This is a genomic window from Cytobacillus firmus (genome assembly GCF_023715565.1).
Lineage (GTDB): Bacteria > Bacillota > Bacilli > Bacillales > Cytobacillaceae > Cytobacillus > Cytobacillus firmus_C.
Genome location: NZ_JAMBOJ010000055.1, coordinates 13,769 through 33,512, shown reverse-complemented (window position 1 = coordinate 33,512; position 19,744 = coordinate 13,769). Strand labels below are relative to the sequence as shown.

Sequence of the window (19,744 nt, the reverse complement as noted above, 5' to 3'; positions counted from 1 at the left end):
TGTAATAATAAAGTGAAACAAACATTGATTTAATAATAAAAAAGGAGGTTCTAAATCGCTTGCGATTTAAACCTCCAAATGTATTACTATTTACTGTTTTCTCCCTCTGAACCGAACCCGTTAACATTGTGTGGGCCGGTTTTTTACTGCTTTTTCGTCTTAATTTCAGTTCATTATTCAGGTTATGTGCGGATAGCCTTATTTTCTGTGCGGATAAAAATTTTTCTGTGCGCATAACCTGATTTTCTGTGCGGATAAAAAAATTTATGTGCACTTAAATTTTTTCCCTAGCGAACCAGCTGCTTCACCAATTCCCTGTTCCGTTTTATAAAAACATCATTGTGTGATGAAACCATGGCTGCCCCGGCTGCATCAGGTTCAATGTACTGCTTCGCTTTATTTACTGCATTCGCAGCATCCTGGAAGGCTCCCGCAATCAAGTGAAGCTTGCCGTCATGCTTAAGAATATCCCCTGCAGCATAAAGCCCTTCAACTGATGTCTCACTGTTTGCATTGCCAGCAATATAGAAATCTTCCAGCATATCAATATTCAAATTGCTATTTTTCAAGAGTTCCGTATCCTGCTCATATCCATGGTTAATGACCACTTCATCGATAGCAAGATATGAGACCTCACCTGTTTCATTATTCGTCAATTCCACCTGCTCAATTTTCTCGTGATTCCCGCCTGCTATTAATTTGGTGATGGACGTATGATTAATGCAGATAACCGAACTATTCATCAGCTGTGATACTTGAGCCTCATGGCCAGTTAGCGCATCCCGCCTGCAAGTGATGTATACCTGCTTGGCAACAGGCTCTAATTCATTGGCCCAGTCTACTGCCGAATTGCCTCCTCCTGACACAATCACCGTTTTATCCTTGAAATGTGCAAGAGACTTGACTGTGTAATTTAAATTAGAGACTTCAAAGCGCTCTGCACCTTCAATCTGCAGCTTTTGCGGCTTAAGAATTCCGCTGCCAACGGCCACAATCACTGTTTTTGAATAATGCTCTTCTCCTGAAGATCCTGTCAAAACAAATACTCCATCTTTATTCTTACTGATGGATTCCACCTTTTCATTTAAGACAACCGTCGGATTAAAGGTCAGCCCCTGTTCAACCAGCTGTTCAATCAACTTTGCTCCCGGAGTAGGAGTCAGCCCCCCGACATCCCAAATCATCTTTTCGGGATACACATGGATCTTTCCTCCCAGCTGCGGCTGAAATTCAATCAGTTTTGTTTTCATTTGCCTTAAACCGCTGTAAAAAGTGGAGTAAAGACCAGCCGGACCTCCTCCAATAACCGTTATATCAAAGATCTCCATCTGTTTCATTCCGTTCACTCCCATAACCAATTATTATTGATTATCATTCTCACTTCAACTATACGTCCTTTCTTCTCTTTTGACAATGAAAATTTCCCATTATACATTTCCTTTAAATACTGTTGACTTATAACTTAACTAGACTTATAGTAAAAAGGAACCGACACTGATAATCATTATCACTAATTTAAATAAAATTCACATATAAACGGAGGTTACATAATGGTCCGTCTATATACAGATGGCTTGAACATTGGGTATAGCGAACGGCTAATTGTAAAGGATCTAAGCGTCCAGATTCCAGATAAGAAAATCACAACAATCATTGGTCCAAATGGCTGCGGGAAATCAACCCTTTTAAAGGCCATTACACGCATTATTTCCCATCAGTCAGGCACTGTTATCCTGGATGGGGAGAACATTTCAAAGGAAAATACAAAAATCCTCGCCAAGAAGATGGCTATTTTGCCTCAAACACCTGAAAGTGCAAGCGGTTTAACAGTAGGCGAGCTAGTCTCATATGGTCGCTTCCCTTATCAAAAGGGATTTGGAAGATTGACGAAAAGGGATTATGAAGTGATCGACTGGGCACTCGAAGTAACAGGCACTAAAGAATTTAAGTTCCGGCCAGTTGATTCTTTATCAGGCGGCCAGCGCCAAAGAGTGTGGATCGCCATGGCACTCGCACAGGAAACCGATATCATTTTCCTTGATGAACCTACCACCTATTTAGATATGGCACACCAGCTTGAAGTTCTCGAACTTCTTCAAAAGCTGAACGCGGAACAGGAGCGCACCATTGTAATGGTCCTCCATGATTTAAACCAGGCAGCCCGCTTTGCCGACCATATCGTCGCATTAAAAGATGGTGAGATTGTTAAATCTGGAAGCTATGAAGAAGTCATTACACAGGATGTTTTAAGGACGGTGTTCAATATTGATGCAGTCATTGGACGCGATCCTCGCACAAACAAGCCAATGTGTATAACTTATAATTTATTAAAAGGAGAAAACCAACATGAAGAAACTATTGATCCCATTTACGATCTTGCTGCTTCTGCTAATTAGCGCCTGCGGCAATACAGAAGAAAAAGATACAAGCTCATCTGAACCAAAGGAAGATAAAAAATCAGGTACGATCACATATGAATCTGAAACTGGACCGGTAGAAGTCCCGGCTGATCCTAAGAGAGTTGTTCTCCTTTCAGGATTCACAGGAAATGTTATGCAATTGGGCGTAAATATTGTCGGCGTGGATACCTGGTCCAAAAATAATCCCCGTTTTGAAGAACAATTGAAGGATGCTGAAGAAGTATCTGAAGATAACTTAGAAAAAATAATCGAATTAGAACCAGACTTGATTATTGCCTTATCTACTGTTAAAAACTACGATAAACTCAAGGAAATTGCACCAACTGTAACATATACATGGGGTAAATTAGATTATCTTTCCCAGCATGAGGAAATCGGCAAGCTGCTTAATAAAGAGGAAGAAGCAAAAAAATGGGTAGCTGATTTCAAACAGCGCGCGGAAGCAGCCGGGAAAGACATTCGTGCAAAAATTGGTGAAGATGCGACCGTTTCTGTATTTGAAATCTTCGACAAACAGCTTTATGTTTTCGGCGATAACTGGGCACGGGGGACTGAAATCCTGTACCAGGCAATGGACTTAAAAATGCCTGAAAAGGTTAAGGAAATGGCCTTAAAAGATGGCTACTATGCTATTTCAGCTGAAGTCTTGCCAGAATATGCAGGAGATTATATGATTATAAGCAAATACTCTGATGCAGACCATTCATTCCAGGAAACCGATACGTACAAAAATATTCCTGCTGTGAAAAATAATCGTGTTTTTGAAATGGAAGGCAATGGCGCTTCCTTCAGTGATCCAATCACACTTGATGCACAGCTGGAGTTCTTTAAGGAATCATTTTTAGAAAACTAATACTCACGAGGAATTCTTAATTTTTAGGAATTCCTCTTTCCTATTTAAAAAGACAGTCCCTTAAAAATAAACCCGAAGAAAGATGGACGTACAATGACTAAAGACGCTCAACCCTTTATTCCATTTATATTAAAACTTGCAGCAGCCTTCATAATTTTTGCCGGCATGTTTGTGGCTGCTTGTGTGTTCGGGGCCGCCGAAGTTACTGTCAGAGATGTTTGGCTTGCAATAACCTCCAATGCTTCCGGAGAAAAAATCTCCATCATTCGTGAAATCCGTCTGCCCCGTGAAATTGCGGCCATTTTTGTCGGAGCAGCTCTTAGCGTCTCTGGCGCCATCATGCAGGGAATGACAAGAAACCCTCTTGCTGATCCAGGCCTGCTCGGATTAACGGCCGGAGCAAATGCTGCACTTGCCATAACGCTTGTTCTTGTACCTTCTGCTAATTACATTGGAATCCTGTTCGCCTGTTTTATCGGTGCGGCTATCGGTGCAGGGATGGTTTTCGGTATTGGCGCCATGAAAAAAGGAGGCTTTTCTCCGATTCGAATCGTTTTAGCCGGAGCGGCGGTTTCTGCCTTCCTTTTTGCAATAGCTGAAGGTACCGGCATCTACTTTAAAATTTCGAAGGATGTCAGCCTTTGGACTGCAGGCGGGCTCGTCGGCACATCCTGGACCCAGCTGCAAATGATTGTCCCGGTTATCTCAGCAGGCATACTCGTTTCCCTTTTTCTTTCCAGGCAGCTTACGATACTAAGCTTAAACGAAGAAGTGGCAGTAGGCTTGGGACAGAATACAACACAAATTAAAATCATCCTGTTTATCTTAGTCACCCTGCTTGCAGGGGCAGCTGTTGCACTGGTTGGCAATATGGCATTTATCGGATTGATGGTGCCTCATATCGTCCGTGCTATAGTCGGTACCGATTATCGTTTTATTCTTCCCATGTCAGCTCTCACAGGAGCCACATTCATGCTTCTTGCCGATACACTCGGGAGAACCATCAATGCTCCCTACGAAACTCCTGTTGCGGCCATCATTGCTGGAATGGGGCTGCCTTTCTTCCTGTTCATTGTTCATAAAGGGGGTAAGGCGTTCTCATGATTCAGCCGGAGTTAGTTAAAAAGCAGCGAATTTTAATGGCATTTTTATCCGTACTTATTATTGTTACCATTGTTATTGGAATGGGATTAGGCTATGCATCCCTTTCCTATGACCGGTTAATCCCGACCATCCTGGGACAGGGAACTTTTAAAGAGGAGTTTGTGTTATTTTCCATACGGCTGCCGAGAGTATTTATCACAGTGTTAGCCGGTATGGCACTGGCACTATCCGGTGCCATTTTACAGGGGATTACACGCAATGACCTGGCGGACCCAGGCATCATCGGCATAAATTCAGGTGCAGGGGTTGCAATCGCCGTTTTCTTTCTGTTCATCCCGATTGAAGCAGGCACTTTCGTATACATGCTGCCGTTATGCGCATTTTTCGGTGCCTTGCTTACTGCTATTCTCATCTATGCTTTTTCTTATAAAAAAGACGAGGGGCTTCAACCAGTTAAAATGGTGCTCGTCGGAGTCGGGTTTTCCATGGCGCTGTCCGGTGTAATGATTGTCCTGATTTCTTCAGCTGAGAGAGAGAAAGTCGATTTCATAGCGAAATGGCTATCAGGGAATATCTGGGGAACAGATTGGCCTTTCATCTGGGCACTTCTTCCCTGGCTGCTTGTGCTTATTCCATTCACTTTATATAAAGCAAATCGTTTGAATCTATTAAGCTTAAGTGAGCCTGTCGCCATCGGAATTGGAGTATCCATTGAAAAAGAGCGGATCACCCTTCTGCTGACAGCCGTTGCATTGGCAGCTTCAGCTGTGTCTGTAACCGGCGGAATTGCCTTTATCGGCCTAATTGCTCCTCATATGGCTAAAGCACTTGTCGGACCACGGAATCAGCTGTTCCTTCCTATCGCTATTCTGTTAGGAGGCTGGCTTCTATTATTTGCCGACACGCTTGGCCGGAACCTGGCAGATCCGAATGGCCTGCCAGCTGGAATTATGGTTGCGATTATCGGAGCTCCGTATTTTATGTATCTATTATTAAAGAAATGACGTGCCGGCGTGCACGTCTTTTTTTATTATTTATGTTTTTTTCTGGAATTCTTGGGCAAATATATAGAGTCTTATCATTTAACAGTTTAATAGAATGGAGGAATTTAGATGTTTTTTCATGTAAAGGAATTGCAGTTTGAAGCAAAACCGGAACGTCCGGATCCCATTTTTGCCAAAAAGCTTCAGGAATTGATTGGCGGCCAATATGGTGAAATGACTGTTGCCATGCAATATATGTTTCAGGGCTGGGCTACACGCGGGAATGAAAAATATCGTGATCTTCTCCTGGATATAGGAACTGAGGAAATTGGTCATGTCGAGATGCTCGCTACAATGGTTGCGAGACTGATGGACAATGCTCCAATTAATCAGCAGGAAGAGGCAGCGAAGGATCCAGTTGTTGGGGCGATTATGGGAGGAATGAATCCTCAGCACGCTATTGTATCCGGACTTGGCGCACGTCCTTCTGACAGTGTAGGGAATCCATGGATGGGCTCTTATATTACAGCAAGCGGAAACTTATTAGCAGATTTCCGTTCAAACTTGAATGCAGAATCACAGGGCCGTGTGCAGGCTGCACGCCTATATGAGATGACAGATGATAAGGGCATTAAGGATCTGCTTTCCGTCCTGATTGCAAGAGATGCCTACCACCAAAACCAATGGGCTGCTGCGATTGCAGAGCTTGAAGAAAAAGAAGGCCTGCTTGTTCCTAGTACCTTCCCTCGTGAAAATGAACGCACAGATGTAGCTTACACACTCTACAACTTCTCAGCAGGCGAAGAAAGCAGCACTGGCAGATGGGCACAGGGGCCAGCTCTTGATGGCCAGGGGGAATACAATTATGTAAGCAATCCGAAGCCTGAAGGTGACAAACCAATGCTTAAGCCGGCACCTCCAAATCTTCATAACACATTGCCAATGGATTCAAAATAAAGTGAAACATCAATCAGTGGGGTTTTCCTTATCTCTCCACCGATTGTTAGTCACGTTGTAGTGTCGCTAAGATCTTCGCTAGCACTTCGATCAATCGAAACTACGAGTCTTACTGCCCGTAAGACTTCGATAAATTCCGAACAAGACAGACTGATGCATTCAGTCTGTCTTGTTTATTTCAATCAAACGTTTGATTGATTAATCCTTCTTCATAAAGAATATCCTCAATACCTGGACCATTGCCCTGATCAGCTAGGTCCTCCTCACAGCCAACTGAAAAATAAGTATACGCATAGTCATATCCATCTCCCTGTATACCGCCTGCTCCGCCATGAGAAATACAGCTGTCGGGTATAGGTTCACGCTTTCCCTTGTCATTCACATAAAAGTATAAGTCTTCAATATACCCTTCACTCTGAGGTAAAGAGGTAATGGCATATCCCCTGTCATTCACCCGAAATAGATCATACTCCCCTTCTGTCTCAGGCGCAGGAGCAATCTCTATCTCATGAACAATTCTAACCTGACCAGTATACCCTTTTGGAATTAGATAAAGGTCATGCGTTTTTTCTTTCAGATCAGCCTGCTGGAGCATCCAAAAGAACCCTGCCGGCAGCAGGCAAGCGATGAGAAACCCGGCTGTATTTGTGGTAATTCTCCTGCCCCCTGGCATCTCACGGTCCCACTTTCTCCATTCGTCAACTAAAAAGAAAAGAACCGCAGCAATTACAGCATAATAAGCAAACACTTCCACAATAAAATAAGTTACAGCAGCTAAAAAGGTATGTAAAAATGCAGATGCAGGGAACCGCCATAATTTCAGATTTCTGGTTAGAAACTCAGAAAGCAGTGAAACCGGAATGCCGTATATAACATTTCCGAATAAACAGTACAAAAAAACCATGATCAGAAAAAAAGAAGCCAAAATCCAAAGGTAAAAAGAATGGAAGCCTGCAGGGCAGTATTAATTTTTGATCCCAGCATAATATGAGTTATTCCCCCTTCACATTGTGAATATATTCACATATATTCTAACACAGAAAATTTCTTTTATCATAATAAAACTGGAATATATATCCTATACATACCGCTCACTACAGATGGAATTTTAAAAAAACGCCTGCACTGCCATAAAGCAGTTGCAGGCGTTTTTCTTAACTGTCTGCTTCCGGATTACCCGTCGGCCACTCTTCGCAGGTATAAGCCATCTCCCAGAAGCCAAGCTCCAGCTGGCAGCTTTTTCGGAAAGCGTCCTTCATCTGCAGTCTTTCCTCCGGTGATGCCGCTTCAGCAAGCTCATCCAAACGGTTTCTCATATTCATGGTCACAGCTTCGACCCTTAAATTTGCATAAAAAGAGATCCATGGGTAAAACGGATGGTTCACATCCGGCTCATATTGCTTCATGAGCTCAAGCCCAATTTCCCAATAAGTCCATGGGCAAGGCAATAATGCAGCGAGGATTTCACCCATGCCGCCTGTATGGGCATGATACATCATATGCTTTACATAATGATCGGCTGTCGGCGGGAGCGGATATCCCTGCAATGCTTCGTAAGCCACCCCAATCTGCTGGCAGAAATTATGGTGGGGGTGTACTTCGCTGTTCAATACGAAATCTATTTGCTGGTTAAAGTATGCAATATCCTTACGTTCAGAGGACTTTGAGATCGCAATTCCGTAAATATGCATGAATGCATTCAAATACTCAAAGTCCGCTTTAATATAATGAGCAAGCGCCTCTTTCGGCACATCCCCTCTCCCAATCCCCTGGACAAATGGATGCTCAAATATCAGCTGAAACAAATCTTCATTTTCCTTGCGCAGAATTTCTGAAAAAGTCATAAAAAATAGCCTCCTAAATTTAATACAGAAGCTGCCGGGGAAAAAGCATGAGGAAATAGAATGAGGTCCTCACCGCTTCCCTGCGCTGGCATTATCCAGATCAGGTTCCAAGGGACAAAGGAAAAGCTCCTTATCTCAGCCGTAGCGCCCCTAGCAGTTTTCTAACTTAATATTTTTTTTACCGTTTTCTTACTTGTGGCTTTTCCAGCCCAAAATCATCACATATTCTGAACCAAGTTCTTCTCTTTAACCTTCGCTAACACCATCCAGCCTATCGCCGCACCGGCAATGCTGCTGACCAGGAACGGCGGCACAAAGAAAAATGCACCAGCTTCAGTTCCCATGAGTAACTTTGCGTACGGAACAGCAAACAATGCGCCGATTATACCGGTGCCCAAAACCTCGCCAACGGCAGCCCAAATTTTCCTGCCGAATTTCAAATAAAGGACACCAGCCAAAAATGCACCGATCATGCCGCCTGGAAACGCAAGCAGCGTCCCGAATCCAAGCAAATTACGAAGCAAAGCAATCATAAAAGCAACGGCTGCTGCAGGCAGTGGTCCAAGGGTCACCGCGGCCAATACATTTACCGCATGCTGGACCGGATAGGCCTTGGCTATACCTGCCGGAAACCAGAGCAAATGGGATCCTATTGTTCCAATCGCCGTAAATAAAGCCATCGAAGTTAACAATCGGGTTCTGTTCATCTAAACCTCCTTTCTAAAAGGGCAGCCTGATTGCTTATCAAGGGGAGAAGTATGTATACAAAAAAGCCGGATCTCCACAAAGGACCCGGCTTGGTTTAAGTGTATGAATCGACAGAATCGTCAAATCCTACTTCCCTCCGCTGGCATTAACCAGATCAGGTCCATAAGAGTCGGAAAGCTATAAGCGCTTTCCTCTCAGCCCGCACATTCGGGGCACCCCTAGTAGTTACATAGATATTTTATTTGATAAGCTGTTTCAAGCTTATCAAATTATTCCGGCACTGTCATCAATCTTTTAGCTTATAAACTTTTCTTGATGCATTGGATCAAGCGATCTTCAATTTCTGCTGCGAAGCTTTGAACAGATTCGTCATGGATTAGCTCAATCATACTTGTCGGCTTAGGCATCCCAATTTTCGTTTTGCCCTTGTCTTCATAGACGACAATTTTACAAGGCAGGAAGTAGCCGGCCATTTTATTCTGTGTTAAAACGCGATGAGCTTCATTGGGATTACATACCTCTAACACATGGAATGCCTCGTTATATTCCAAGCCTTTTTCCTGCAGCTTTTCCTGAACATTAAACTGCCACAGAACTCCGAACTTTTCGTCCTTCAGACTTCCTTCCAGTGAGGATATCGCTTCATCAATTGATTTTTCGGTTTCAGCTGTGTAATCGAACATGACTGCATCTCCTTTAGTATTGGCATATTAATCACGTACCCCTATAGGTATATTATTAAACACAGTCTCCGCTGTCAACTAGCCAAACTTTTTTTAGACAGGCTTATCGAATTAACCGCAGTCCAGCTATATCCTTTAAGCTCCCCACGCCTGCCAGAGAAAGCGACACTTTTGCTTCTTCTATAAAGTTCGCCAGCACTTTTTCAACTCCTTCCTGTCCGCCAATAGCCAAGCCGTACACATACGGCCGCCCCAGACAAACGGCGTCAGCTCCCAGTGCCAGAGCTTTAACCATATCTGAACCTTGGCGAATGCCGCTGTCAAACAGAACTGGAATCCTTCCTTTAACTTCCTTTGCAATCCGTTCAAGGGCATCAATCGCCGCAATCACTCCATCAAGCTGTCTGCCGCCATGATTGGAGACAATGATTCCGTCTATCCCTCTTTCAACGGCCAGCCTGGCATCCTCAGGGTGGAGAATGCCCTTTAATAAAATTGGCAGGCTGGTTTTCTCTTTTAATCTGGAAATATGCTCCCAGCTTAATGTTGGATGATGAATATTATCAAGGATTCCCTGTACGACATCACCGTCCTGGAGAGAAGCCATAAAGACCGGATCGCTTTCATAGTTTGCTTTACCATAACCAAGCTTTAACGGGGAAAAATTGTTTCTTAAATCGGCTTCCCTCCATCCCATCATCACTGTATCAACCGTTAACACAATTGCCTCATACCCCGCTTCCTCCGCACGGCGAACCATACTGAAGGAGGCTTCTTCATAATTGGACCAATATAATTGGAACCATTTTGGACTCGAGCCTGTTGCAGTAGCAATTTCTTCAATGGAATAACTGGATACTGTGCTCTGGATAAAAGGAACTCCAAACGAAGCTGCCGCCCGGGCAGATGCCAGTTCACCCTCACTGTGTTCAAGCCGCTGCATTCCTATAGGCGCAAGGAATACCGGATAAGGATACGTTTTACCAAATAAATTCACACTTATATCCGGCACTGAAACATCCCTCAGCATTCTAGGGACAATTGAGTATTTGGCAAAGGATTCGATATTCTTTTTCAGTGTTTCTTCCCCGCCGGCTCCGGATTGGACGTAGCCAAATCCTCCTGCTCCCATTACTTTCTCTGCTTCTTCTTCCAATTCCTTAAATGAAATAGGAAAGTTTTCTGCGAATCTAATATTCTCTACATTTGCCATCATCCAGCCCTGCCTTTTTTTGAATTTATTGAAAATAATATCATTTTTTTAGATTTTAAGAAACTATGAAACAATTTTAGAGTCTCTTCTCTGTAAATTAGCAGGGATTTCACAAAAAATCGGGAATAACCATTTTAACTATAATAAATTGGAGTGTAATAAATGCTAATCAAACAGCCTTTTGATGAATTTCTGAAATTCCATTACGAAAGAATCAGTGAAAGCAAAATGAAAGTCACATTGCCCATACAGCCGCTCTTTATTAACAGCGCTGGACTGGTGCACGGAGGGATCATTTCCACACTTGCGGACGTAGCAATGGGGAATATCTTTGAGCCGAATGAAAACCAGATGCAATCCGTGGTAACCGCTGACTTGAAGGTCAGTTTCTTAAAGGGGGCCACAGGTGGATATTTAGTTGCCGATGCTCATCTTGTGAAAAGAGGACGGACACTCAGCCACACAGATTGCCTGATCTACAACGATCAGAATCAGGTGGTTGCCAAAGCATCGGGGATTTTCGCATCTATCTAGGAAACTTCCTATATTCTATAATATGTATTTTCTTATGATGGACATGAATAATATCTGAAGAGACCTCTGGCAGGGTCTCTTTATTCCTTTATGATCATTGTGGATAATTTGATTTAGTATTCGATCTTATCAAAATCCCTTGGCTGCGGAACCGGCTGATTCCCTTCATGTTTTCAAATTCATTGATAAAGTCCAGGGCAATTCAATCAAACGTTTGATTGAATTGTGTTCATTAAAAAAAACAGGGCGGAGAATCTCCGCCCTGTTTAAGCTTAGCTTGCTTTTTCCTCTGCTGGCACTTCTTGTTTTTCCTTAGAAAGGAACCATCCAGCTAATGCGATACCAATTAAGACTATATAGAAAGTAACTTTCCATCCGGTCGACTTGGCAAATCCTTCAGGCAGGGTTGCCAGTGCAGGATGGGACATTGTATAGACAGCCAATTTAACACCAACCCATCCGACAATACCAAACGCTGCAATCTCAAGACCAGGTCTCCTGTGAAGAAGGTCCACAAAGAGGTTTGCAGCAAAGCGCATAATGATTAGCCCAATCATACCGCCGGCAAAGATGACAAAGAACTTACCGCCGTCAAGCCCGCCCACATGGCCAAGTCCTGAATCAGGAAGCGCAACAGCGAGGGCCACTGCAGCCAGAATAGAGTCTACAGCGAAAGCAATATCAGCAAGCTCCACTTTAAAAACAGTCAGCCAAAAGCCTGATTGTTTTTTGGGTTCGGTGATCTCCGCTTCTTCCTCGCCTTTTTTCACAAGAAACTTTCTTAATATGTGATTAGCCGCGATGAACAGAAGATAAAGTGCTCCAATCGCTTGAACCTGCCATACATCTACTAAATATGAAATTGCAAATAACGATCCAAAGCGGAATACAAACGCTCCGGCTAACCCGTAGAACAAAGCCTTCTTCCTCTGTTCCTCCGGAAGATGCTTAACCATAATCGCAAGAACCAGCGCATTATCAGCAGCCAATAAACCTTCCAGCGCCACAAGCAGCAGCAGCACCCATCCATACTCAAGTATTAGTGATAATTCCATCTAAGCACCCTCCCTTATTTCACCTTTGTGTATTTTTCGTCTATACGCTTTTCGATTTTCTCAATCGTTGCTTGATCTCTCAGCAACTCTTCTTTGTTTTTCTTCATTAATTCAGCAAATGATATCTTAGCTTTTTTCATCGTGGTCTCCTTTCCTTCTATTTTTTTAAGTATTGAAAGCTTCGCACTGTTTCCCTGCAGTTATGTCGATTGAGGATTTTCATTACCAAGCTAAATCAGGCAATAAAAAAACCTCTACCAGCAAGCGGTAAAGGTTTAAAAAAACAAAAAAGACCTTTACCTGAAACAGGCAAAGGTCTTGCTAACAACGTTTAGGTTGCCAACAAAGCCGGGAGCTCTTAACTCCGAAATGACGACTCTGCTGTAAAAGCTACTCCCCTTTAGGAGAAACTATTCAACTATTTAAATTAATCGTATTCCATTTTGTTGAAATTGTCAATGCTTAAGCAAACCGGTAATAAATTAAAATGAATGTCGCAAGGACGAAAATAAAGTTCAGGAATACAAACACAAATTGATCTGTTTTGGTTTTGTGCAGCTTGATCGGCGGGTTATAGAAAGACACCCCTTCAATGATGAAAATAATCAGCACAATATGGATCATAAAATGCCCAATCACTTCTGTCATGCCAAACAGCATTGTGGTCGTGATGAAAATAACAGTCACGACGAAGCCAACTACTCGGTTAAGAATCCCTACTACAAGAAGGTAACCGACTACAAACTCAATGAATGCAGCCATAACAACGAATGCAGCAGGTGCAAAGCCGAATGTCGGGACTCCATGATTGGCTACAATATCCAGAGACATGCTTGGATAGACCCATTTTTCGACAGCAACCCAGCATAAAGATAAACCTGTGCCCAAATATAAGAATGGAAATCCAACCTTCTCAAGCTTCGTGCTGCCGACCATGAGGACTCCAATAATGGCAACATAATATCCATAATCAAGCATATGGAAAATCCCATTATACATCGTTACGTATACAAACAGCCCCAGTAAAATAACAGCCCCAGCCTTTGTTGAAATATGATGAGGAATTAGCAGAAAGCCAATCGCTGCCCACGTTAATATCGTAGCAATCGTGTTGGTTAAATGAAATTCAGGCGCAAACAATGTTCCGTTCGTTACCTGGATGATTAACGCCGCAGCAGTTCCATACTTCAAGATATATCTGCTATATTTGCGGAACCCTGAGAGCCAGTCATCAAGCATTTGGACTTTGGCCCATTGCGATGTTTTTGGGATAATCAATGTCATTAGCGCAAGGACAAACGCAGCTGCCAGGGCCAGTCCCATAAATAAAGGTGATAATATATTTTCAATGGTTTCCTTTTGAGGGGTCACATTCGTGAACCATTTCACATGAGCGTTTGTAAAAAAAGGTGTCATGACTAAGCCTGATATTAATAATAACTGAAATATTTTTTTCATGATGTATAGTGCCTCCTTGAGGGCATTTAAAATTATTTAAACAATATAAGTACAGTATTAATATAATATACTTTTTAATCTTATGGATTATTCAATAATGAACATTATGTGAAATAATTCACATATATGCGTGTTTTATTATTACCTTACCCATTTCATGAAATACTCCTTTGAATTCCTGATTCCCCCCTGCCAGTAATAAAAAAACAGTTGAATCCTGTCAAAATCTTTTAGTTTACTAATCTATAAATAGTGGTTATGATGATAGTTATAATCTTGAAAAGGGGTGAGGGAATGAGGAAACGTCAGGTAATGCCACTATTACTGCTGTCTGTGTTTTTATCCTTTCTCATTACCCAATATCCTGGTGTCCATTATAATGACATTCCGATGGACCAAAGCAAAGCGGTAACCGTTTCAGACTTTACCGAGAGCTTCCTATCAAAAGATGATCCCAAAAAGCATATCTTCACTTTGGATATCATCTCTTTATCCATTACAATTCTGACAGTTATCCTTTTTGTTTATAGTGCTATGCACAATGCCCGCAGGAAAAAGATATTTTATACTCCAATTTTCTACGAGGCGAATTATGTTATTCAAGCTCCTTAATTGTCCAGCAAAACAATTAAAGGAGGAAGACATAATGTGGATTAGATTTTTAATGATTGGGTTATTTTCATTAACAGCTTCCAGCCTGTTCTTTTATCAGGGAATGGAAATGTACCATGCTTTCACAGATTTCTTTAGACAAAAATAAGAAGTTGGCGCCCGGGGGATCCCCTGGGCGTTTTTAATTCATTTAAAAACCCGGCCCTTTTTTTCCCAGGCCGGGTTTGCTTTTTACTGTGCATCCGCATATTTATCGTCTAACTTTTTTTCGATCTTCTCAAGCTCACTGCGATCTTTTAAAAGTTCTTCTTTATTAACCTTAATCAATTCAAGCATTGATAATTTTTTCTTTTTCATTTCTACTCACCTTCTCTCATGATGTTGGTAATCTTCTTGATGCAAGATCTTTTTTTGTCAGTGCTTCTTAAAAAACAATCGTCTTATTGCCATGCACTATGACTTTGTCCTCGACGTGCCAGGCGACTGCCTGTGCGAGGACCTGCCTCTCTACATGTCTGCCGGCAATTTTGAGATCCTGGGCAGTGTGCCGGTGATTAACCCGCAGGACATCCTGCTCAATAATCGGCCCTTCATCCAAATCATTTGTTACATAATGAGCGGTTGCCCCAATCAGCTTGACTCCGCGGTTAAACGCCCGTGCATAAGGATTGGCTCCCACGAAGGCCGGTAGAAAGCTGTGATGGATATTGATAATCCTGTTTGGGAATTTGGAAATAAAGCTCGGCGAAAGAATCTGCATATATCTCGCCAGTACAATGAAGTCCGCTTTTCCATCGAGCAGCTCTACTGCCTTATACTCGGCTTCTGCTTTAGTATCCGGCGTAATCGGGACATGATGATATGGTATTCCAAACCCTTCTACCACTTCCCTCATGTCGGGATGATTGCTGATCACCAGGGGAATATCCACCTCAAGCTCCTTCGATTTCCAGCGCCACAGCAGCTCGAGCAGACAGTGATCCATCTTAGAAACAAATATGGCCATCCGCTTGCGCTCGCCTTTGCCGCTCAGCTTCCACTCCATTGAATATTCCCTTGCCATTTCAGGCAAATCCTCTTTAAGTTTTGAAAAGGACTCGTCAAAATCATTCATATCGAATTCAATCCGCATAAAAAAGATGCCTGCCAGCGGATCGGTTGTGTGCTGGTCAAAATGGACTATATTCGCTTTATGCTCCAGCAGAAAGTTAGAGACTGTGGAGATTATGCCCGGTCTCTCCGGACAGGATATCAGCAATGTCGCACGGTTTGCGTTAACATTTGTATTCATTATTAAATTCCTCCAAATGCCTTGCCATCCATATAAAAAGGACAGAAAAAAGGCGGCTTTTTTATCCCCCTTCTCTGTCCTTTTACCTGAGAGTTTGACCCCTTTGGTGTCGCAATGTCCTTGCGCGCTCTCCAGAGATGCGTCCGACTGCGGTTCTGTCTACCTGAGAGATTGGCTTCAAGGGTATTTTTGAAGCTTGCTCCTTCGGTGGCTATTATATGCTCTCTCCCGCAGCCGTCATTCGCTTAATATTTTTGTTATTTTCAGAATAATACATTTTTTATATTATGTCAATCGAACTAGGTTTCTTTCACAAAGTTGCCACAATTCCAAGTTTTGCTTAATAGTAATTTACTCCAAGAATAATAAAAAGCTTGAAGACAAGGTCTCCAAGCTCTTTTCTATACAGCGGCTTTAGGTTTAGGCTCCCTTTTCTGCCAGGCAATCGTGATAAATAAGGTAACGATCAATAATGCGAGACCGAGAACAAACGGATAGGTTATCCGCACATCGTAAAGTACACCGGCGATCGTTGGTCCCAGAACGTTCCCAATGCTCATATATGCATTGTTCATTCCCATCGCAAATCCCTGTTCATTACCGGCCATTTTTGAAATTAATGTGGTTAGTACCGGACGCAGGATGGAAGTTGCAAGGAAAATGATCAGAGAAATAACGAAGAAAAGTGCATAGCTGCCTGCAAACAGTGAGACTAGGAATCCTAATGCTGCAACAGCCAAAAATATATTTAATACCTTTCCTTCTCCTAATTTCCTAACCACCCGATCGACTACAAACAACTGTACAATAACACTAATGATCCCAGTCGAAGTAACCATAACCGCAATTGCCTGCGGAGTGGCAGCAAATTCATTATCCAAATAAAGTCCCAGTACTGATTCATAAGCCATTAATCCAAAGCTCATCACCAAAGTAATGACCAGCGGAATAAAATAAGGCTTCTTAACAGACATTGCCAGCTTCTTGACCATTGGTTCCTCTTCTGACATTTCTCCTGACACGGTCTGCAATGTGCTGCTTTCTTTGAGGAGCACAATGGAGAATAGAACAGCCACTAGCGATACAAGCGCTGAAATCAGAAATGGCATTTTCAGGCCGAAGTCTGCCAAAAACCCGCCTATCCCAGGTCCAACCACAATTCCAAGTGACATCGCAGCTGATACAAGGCCATTCCCTTTTGCACGCTGCTCCATGGTAGTAATATCAGCAATGTAAGCAAAGATAGCCGGAATCAGCAATGCAGCTCCAATGCCTCCAATGACACGTGAAAAGTAAAGCAGCCAAATGGAATCTACTGCATAAAAGACAAGCATGGATAATGTCAAACCAGCTAACCCGTAAATAATCATCTTTCTGCGGCCGTACTGGTCAGCCCATTTCCCAGCAATAGGTGAAAAAATCAGCTGGGCACCCGCAAAAATGGCAATCATCAGGCCTGCTGCTGTTCCTCCCTGGTTGATGGATTCCAGATAAGCCGGCAAAATTGGAATAATAATCCCAAAGCTTCCGATTGCAATAAACATATTGATCATCAAAATAATCATCTTTTTCTTTTGATCCACAGACAAAACGGATACCCCCCTTATATATGTGAAAAATTTACATTATTTTTTTCGGCACGCTAAATAGCTTATAATGAGACAGGCTGCTTTGTCAAAGGAAAAAAAAAGAAGCTCCAGCATGTGCTGAAGCCTATTGTGTTTACCTCTTGAATTTGTCCGGGAATTGCTTCACAACTGCATGAGAAATGGCATCAGCCATCATGATAATATGTGTTACTCCATCATCAATTGCCACAATTCTGGCATCCCAATCCTTAACAAGACTAGCTGTCAGATCGTCTGTTACTAATTCCAAATGCTTATAGAGCAGTTTTTTCAAATCTTCGTTTTTCAGATTTGGATTGGCTCCGCTTAGAAAAGCAGCAATCCCATCCGCATTGCGATACCACTTCTTGTTCAGCTCGTTCACCTTTGCTCCCTGACCGTTCTTGGCAGCTTCCACAATATCGCCAGCAATAACAATATGCTGTTTAAGCAGTTCTGTCAGCTTAGCTCCCGCAGCTTTACCGTAATAAGGTTTTATGGCATTCCCTATTTCCTCCTGATTTTTAAGCAGATGGGCCAATACCTGCTTTTGATCCTCTGCTCCTGCTGTTGTGGCACTTGTAATGTAGTTGCTTGTCCATAACACATGGTTGATCCAAAGCTTGCGGAATTCGTTTTCAAACTTTACCTCTGATTGGGTGAGGCACGGTTGTTGTGCAACTGCAATGCCCGAAGCTGCAAACATATTCAGAGGTATAAGCAGCAGTAATCCTATAATCAGTAATTTTTTCATTTCCTTATCTCCTTCCTATTCAAAAAACACCTTCTTATTTTGATTATCTTCAGATTTTTCATGCAAAAAAAATAAAGCTCCAGGCTGATACCCCGAGCTTTTTCAATCAAACGTTTGATTTATTTGCATAATATAGTCTACTTACTCTCAGATAAACCATTCTACTTTCGGATACACTCTTTTTATTTTCGTATAACCAGATTTGCCTTTCAGATAAATTTCAAACCACTGCCACCGCAGCAAAAAACTCATTATAAAGCGCCTGTACCGCACGCTCCTCATCCACTGCCTGGACGCCAAACATCATGCTCACTTCAGAGGAGCCCTGATTGATCATTTCCATATTGACTTTCGCTTTAGCGAGGGCTTTGGAGGCACGGGCCATCGTTCCAATGTTCTGGCGCATCCCCTCTCCAACCACCATAATAAGTGAAAGGCTGTGCTGAATTTTCACTTCATCTGCATGAAGCTCATGCTGTATGCGGTTCAGAATTTCTTTCTCCATCCCATCAGTAAATTGGTTTTCCCGCAGTATAATGGAAATGTCATCAATTCCTGATGGTGTATGCTCATAGCTGAGGCCATACTCTTCTAAGATGGTCAGCAGCTTCCTCCCAAAGCCTACTTCCCTGTTCATTAAGTATTTGCCGACGTAAATGCTGCAGAATCCCTGATCACTGGCAATCCCGATCACAGGTCCGTTCGTGTTATCCCGTTCGTTCACAATCCTGGTGCCGGGAGCAGACGGATTATTAGTATTTTTTATTTGCACAGGAATTCCGGCCCGAAATGCCGGCACAAGTGCTTCATCATGCAGGACAGTAAAGCCTGCATAGGAAAGCTCCCGCATTTCCCGGTATGTCAGTTCTTTGATTTCTTTAGGACTTTCCACAATAAATGGATTAACTGAATAAACGGCATCCACATCTGTAAAGTTCTCATACAAATCCGCTTTAACTGCACCGGCCAAAATGGAGCCTGTCACATCCGACCCGCTTCTTGAAAAAGTAAAGACGCGGCCATCCCTGCTATATCCAAAGAAACCCGGAAAGATAATGATCCCGTCCTGCTCCCTTAATGCAAATATCCTGTCATATGCTTCCGGAAGCACTTGAGCGTTGCCGGGCTCCGGACTGACAAGCAATCCCGCTTCTTTTGGGCTTACATATTTTGCTTTTATTCCCTGCTGCTGAAAATAGGCTGCTACAAGCTTAGCGTTGTTATCTTCACCGCTCGCTTTAATCAAATCCATGAAAACTTCAGGATCATGCGTATCACTGGAAAGCCTCTCAATAAGATCTTCCCTGATGATATCTTTAATTTCCGGACCAAGCTCTAATTCATCAGCGATTTGGTGATACCGATCCAACACAGCTTCAGCCAAATCACCTGCTGCTTCCCCTTGAATCCGTTTCTCTGCACATGCGATTAATAAATCAGTAACCTTGTCATCCTCTGAAAATCGCTTTCCAGGAGCCGAGACAACAACGATCTTCCGCTCTGGATCTGCATTTACAATATTGAATACCTTCTCGATTTGCTTTCCTGATGCTAAAGAAGATCCTCCGAACTTCACCACTTTCATCATGACATCTCCCAATCTCTGAAAATTTAATCTTTATTTTACTCTTATCCTCACAGAAATCAATAGAGAATTCCACTCTAAAA

General features: G+C 42.6%; 21 protein-coding genes and 3 riboswitches. Of the genes, 7 read left to right on the top strand and 14 right to left on the bottom strand.

Going from position 1 to position 19,744, the window contains the following annotated elements; genetic code table 11:
• Positions 1–287: 287 nt before the first annotated feature.
• Entirely contained in the window at positions 288–1,337 is a 1,050-nt protein-coding gene (locus M3205_RS19270; protein WP_251171355.1) for an NAD(P)/FAD-dependent oxidoreductase, read from the bottom strand.
• A 213-nt stretch (positions 1,338–1,550) separates the two neighbouring features.
• On the opposite strand from M3205_RS19270, the gene M3205_RS19265 reads away from it, so the two are divergent.
• From M3205_RS19265 to M3205_RS19245, 5 genes are all read left to right on the top strand, one after another.
• A complete protein-coding gene (locus M3205_RS19265) occupies positions 1,551–2,396 on the top strand; it encodes an ABC transporter ATP-binding protein (RefSeq protein WP_251171354.1) in 846 nt (281 codons plus the stop codon).
• On the top strand, positions 2,347–3,273 hold the full coding sequence (locus M3205_RS19260) for an iron-hydroxamate ABC transporter substrate-binding protein (RefSeq protein WP_251171353.1): 927 nt from the start codon (positions 2,347–2,349) through the stop codon (positions 3,271–3,273). Before M3205_RS19265 ends, M3205_RS19260 begins: the two co-directional genes overlap by 50 nt.
• 93 nt (positions 3,274–3,366) lie before the next feature.
• A complete protein-coding gene (locus tag M3205_RS19255) occupies positions 3,367–4,377 on the top strand; it encodes a FecCD family ABC transporter permease (protein WP_251171352.1) in 1,011 nt (336 codons plus the stop codon).
• Positions 4,374–5,381: a FecCD family ABC transporter permease gene (locus M3205_RS19250; protein ID WP_251171351.1), complete on the top strand. Its 1,008-nt coding sequence runs from the start codon at positions 4,374–4,376 to the stop codon at positions 5,379–5,381. The genes M3205_RS19255 and M3205_RS19250 overlap by 4 nt, the downstream gene beginning before the upstream one ends.
• A 108-nt stretch (positions 5,382–5,489) precedes the next feature.
• Positions 5,490–6,317: a manganese catalase gene (locus M3205_RS19245; RefSeq protein WP_251171350.1), complete on the top strand. Its 828-nt coding sequence runs from the start codon at positions 5,490–5,492 to the stop codon at positions 6,315–6,317.
• Positions 6,318–6,495: 178 nt separating this feature from the next.
• Here the strand turns inward: M3205_RS19245 and M3205_RS19240 are convergent, their stop codons facing one another.
• The 5 genes from M3205_RS19240 to M3205_RS19220 all read right to left on the bottom strand — a co-directional run bounded on the left by M3205_RS19240 (position 6,496) and on the right by M3205_RS19220 (position 10,765).
• A complete protein-coding gene (locus tag M3205_RS19240; RefSeq protein WP_251171349.1) occupies positions 6,496–7,221 on the bottom strand; it encodes a DUF6843 domain-containing protein in 726 nt (241 codons plus the stop codon).
• A 250-nt stretch (positions 7,222–7,471) separates the two neighbouring features.
• Positions 7,472–8,161 carry a thiaminase II gene (gene tenA / locus M3205_RS19235; protein WP_251171348.1) on the bottom strand — a complete coding sequence of 230 codons (690 nt, stop codon included), beginning with the start codon at positions 8,159–8,161 and terminating at the stop codon, positions 7,472–7,474.
• A gap of 60 nt (positions 8,162–8,221) precedes the next feature.
• A riboswitch (TPP riboswitch) is annotated at positions 8,222–8,323 on the bottom strand.
• 56 nt (positions 8,324–8,379) lie between these two features.
• Positions 8,380–8,868 carry an energy coupling factor transporter S component ThiW gene (gene thiW / locus M3205_RS19230; RefSeq protein WP_251171347.1) on the bottom strand — a complete coding sequence of 163 codons (489 nt, stop codon included), beginning with the start codon at positions 8,866–8,868 and terminating at the stop codon, positions 8,380–8,382.
• A gap of 115 nt (positions 8,869–8,983) precedes the next feature.
• A riboswitch (TPP riboswitch) is annotated at positions 8,984–9,099 on the bottom strand.
• Between the two features lie 69 nt (positions 9,100–9,168).
• Positions 9,169–9,552 (bottom strand): DUF302 domain-containing protein, encoded by a 384-nt coding sequence (locus M3205_RS19225; protein WP_251171346.1) that lies wholly within the window; start codon positions 9,550–9,552, stop codon positions 9,169–9,171.
• 103 nt (positions 9,553–9,655) lie between these two features.
• Positions 9,656–10,765, bottom strand: a complete 1,110-nt coding sequence (locus M3205_RS19220; protein ID WP_251171359.1) for an alpha-hydroxy-acid oxidizing protein — start codon at positions 10,763–10,765, stop codon at positions 9,656–9,658.
• 162 nt (positions 10,766–10,927) lie between these two features.
• Here M3205_RS19220 and M3205_RS19215 point away from each other — a divergent pair, with 162 nt between their 5' ends.
• Positions 10,928–11,299, top strand: a complete 372-nt coding sequence (locus M3205_RS19215) for a PaaI family thioesterase (RefSeq protein WP_251171345.1) — start codon at positions 10,928–10,930, stop codon at positions 11,297–11,299.
• A 272-nt stretch (positions 11,300–11,571) separates the two neighbouring features.
• Here M3205_RS19215 and M3205_RS19210 read toward each other — a convergent pair whose 3' ends face one another.
• The 3 genes from M3205_RS19210 to M3205_RS19200 all read right to left on the bottom strand — a co-directional run bounded on the left by M3205_RS19210 (position 11,572) and on the right by M3205_RS19200 (position 13,812).
• Positions 11,572–12,354 (bottom strand): TerC family protein, encoded by a 783-nt coding sequence (locus M3205_RS19210; RefSeq protein WP_251171344.1) that lies wholly within the window; start codon positions 12,352–12,354, stop codon positions 11,572–11,574.
• A 14-nt stretch (positions 12,355–12,368) separates the two neighbouring features.
• Complete coding sequence (locus M3205_RS19205; RefSeq protein ID WP_251171343.1) at positions 12,369–12,494, bottom strand: FbpB family small basic protein; 126 nt, start codon at positions 12,492–12,494, stop codon at positions 12,369–12,371.
• 322 nt (positions 12,495–12,816) lie between these two features.
• Positions 12,817–13,812, bottom strand: coding sequence for a hypothetical protein (locus tag M3205_RS19200; protein WP_251171342.1), 996 nt, complete (start codon positions 13,810–13,812; stop codon positions 12,817–12,819).
• A 294-nt stretch (positions 13,813–14,106) separates the two neighbouring features.
• On the opposite strand from M3205_RS19200, the gene M3205_RS19195 reads away from it, so the two are divergent.
• Complete coding sequence (locus M3205_RS19195) at positions 14,107–14,424, top strand: hypothetical protein (protein ID WP_251171341.1); 318 nt, start codon at positions 14,107–14,109, stop codon at positions 14,422–14,424.
• A 231-nt stretch (positions 14,425–14,655) separates the two neighbouring features.
• On the opposite strand, the gene M3205_RS19190 is transcribed toward M3205_RS19195, so the two are convergent.
• The 5 genes from M3205_RS19190 to M3205_RS19170 form a co-directional block, all read right to left on the bottom strand.
• A complete protein-coding gene (locus M3205_RS19190; protein ID WP_251171340.1) occupies positions 14,656–14,781 on the bottom strand; it encodes an FbpB family small basic protein in 126 nt (41 codons plus the stop codon).
• 67 nt (positions 14,782–14,848) lie between these two features.
• Positions 14,849–15,715, bottom strand: coding sequence for a formyltetrahydrofolate deformylase (gene purU, locus M3205_RS19185; protein ID WP_251171339.1), 867 nt, complete (start codon positions 15,713–15,715; stop codon positions 14,849–14,851).
• Positions 15,716–15,855: 140 nt separating this feature from the next.
• Positions 15,856–15,956: riboswitch (glycine riboswitch) on the bottom strand.
• A gap of 160 nt (positions 15,957–16,116) precedes the next feature.
• On the bottom strand, positions 16,117–17,304 hold the full coding sequence (locus M3205_RS19180; RefSeq protein ID WP_251171338.1) for an MFS transporter: 1,188 nt from the start codon (positions 17,302–17,304) through the stop codon (positions 16,117–16,119).
• A gap of 133 nt (positions 17,305–17,437) precedes the next feature.
• A complete protein-coding gene (locus tag M3205_RS19175; protein ID WP_251171337.1) occupies positions 17,438–18,076 on the bottom strand; it encodes a glycosyltransferase in 639 nt (212 codons plus the stop codon).
• 220 nt (positions 18,077–18,296) lie between these two features.
• Positions 18,297–19,661, bottom strand: coding sequence for an aspartate kinase (locus M3205_RS19170; protein WP_251171358.1), 1,365 nt, complete (start codon positions 19,659–19,661; stop codon positions 18,297–18,299).
• Positions 19,662–19,744 lie beyond the last annotated feature (83 nt).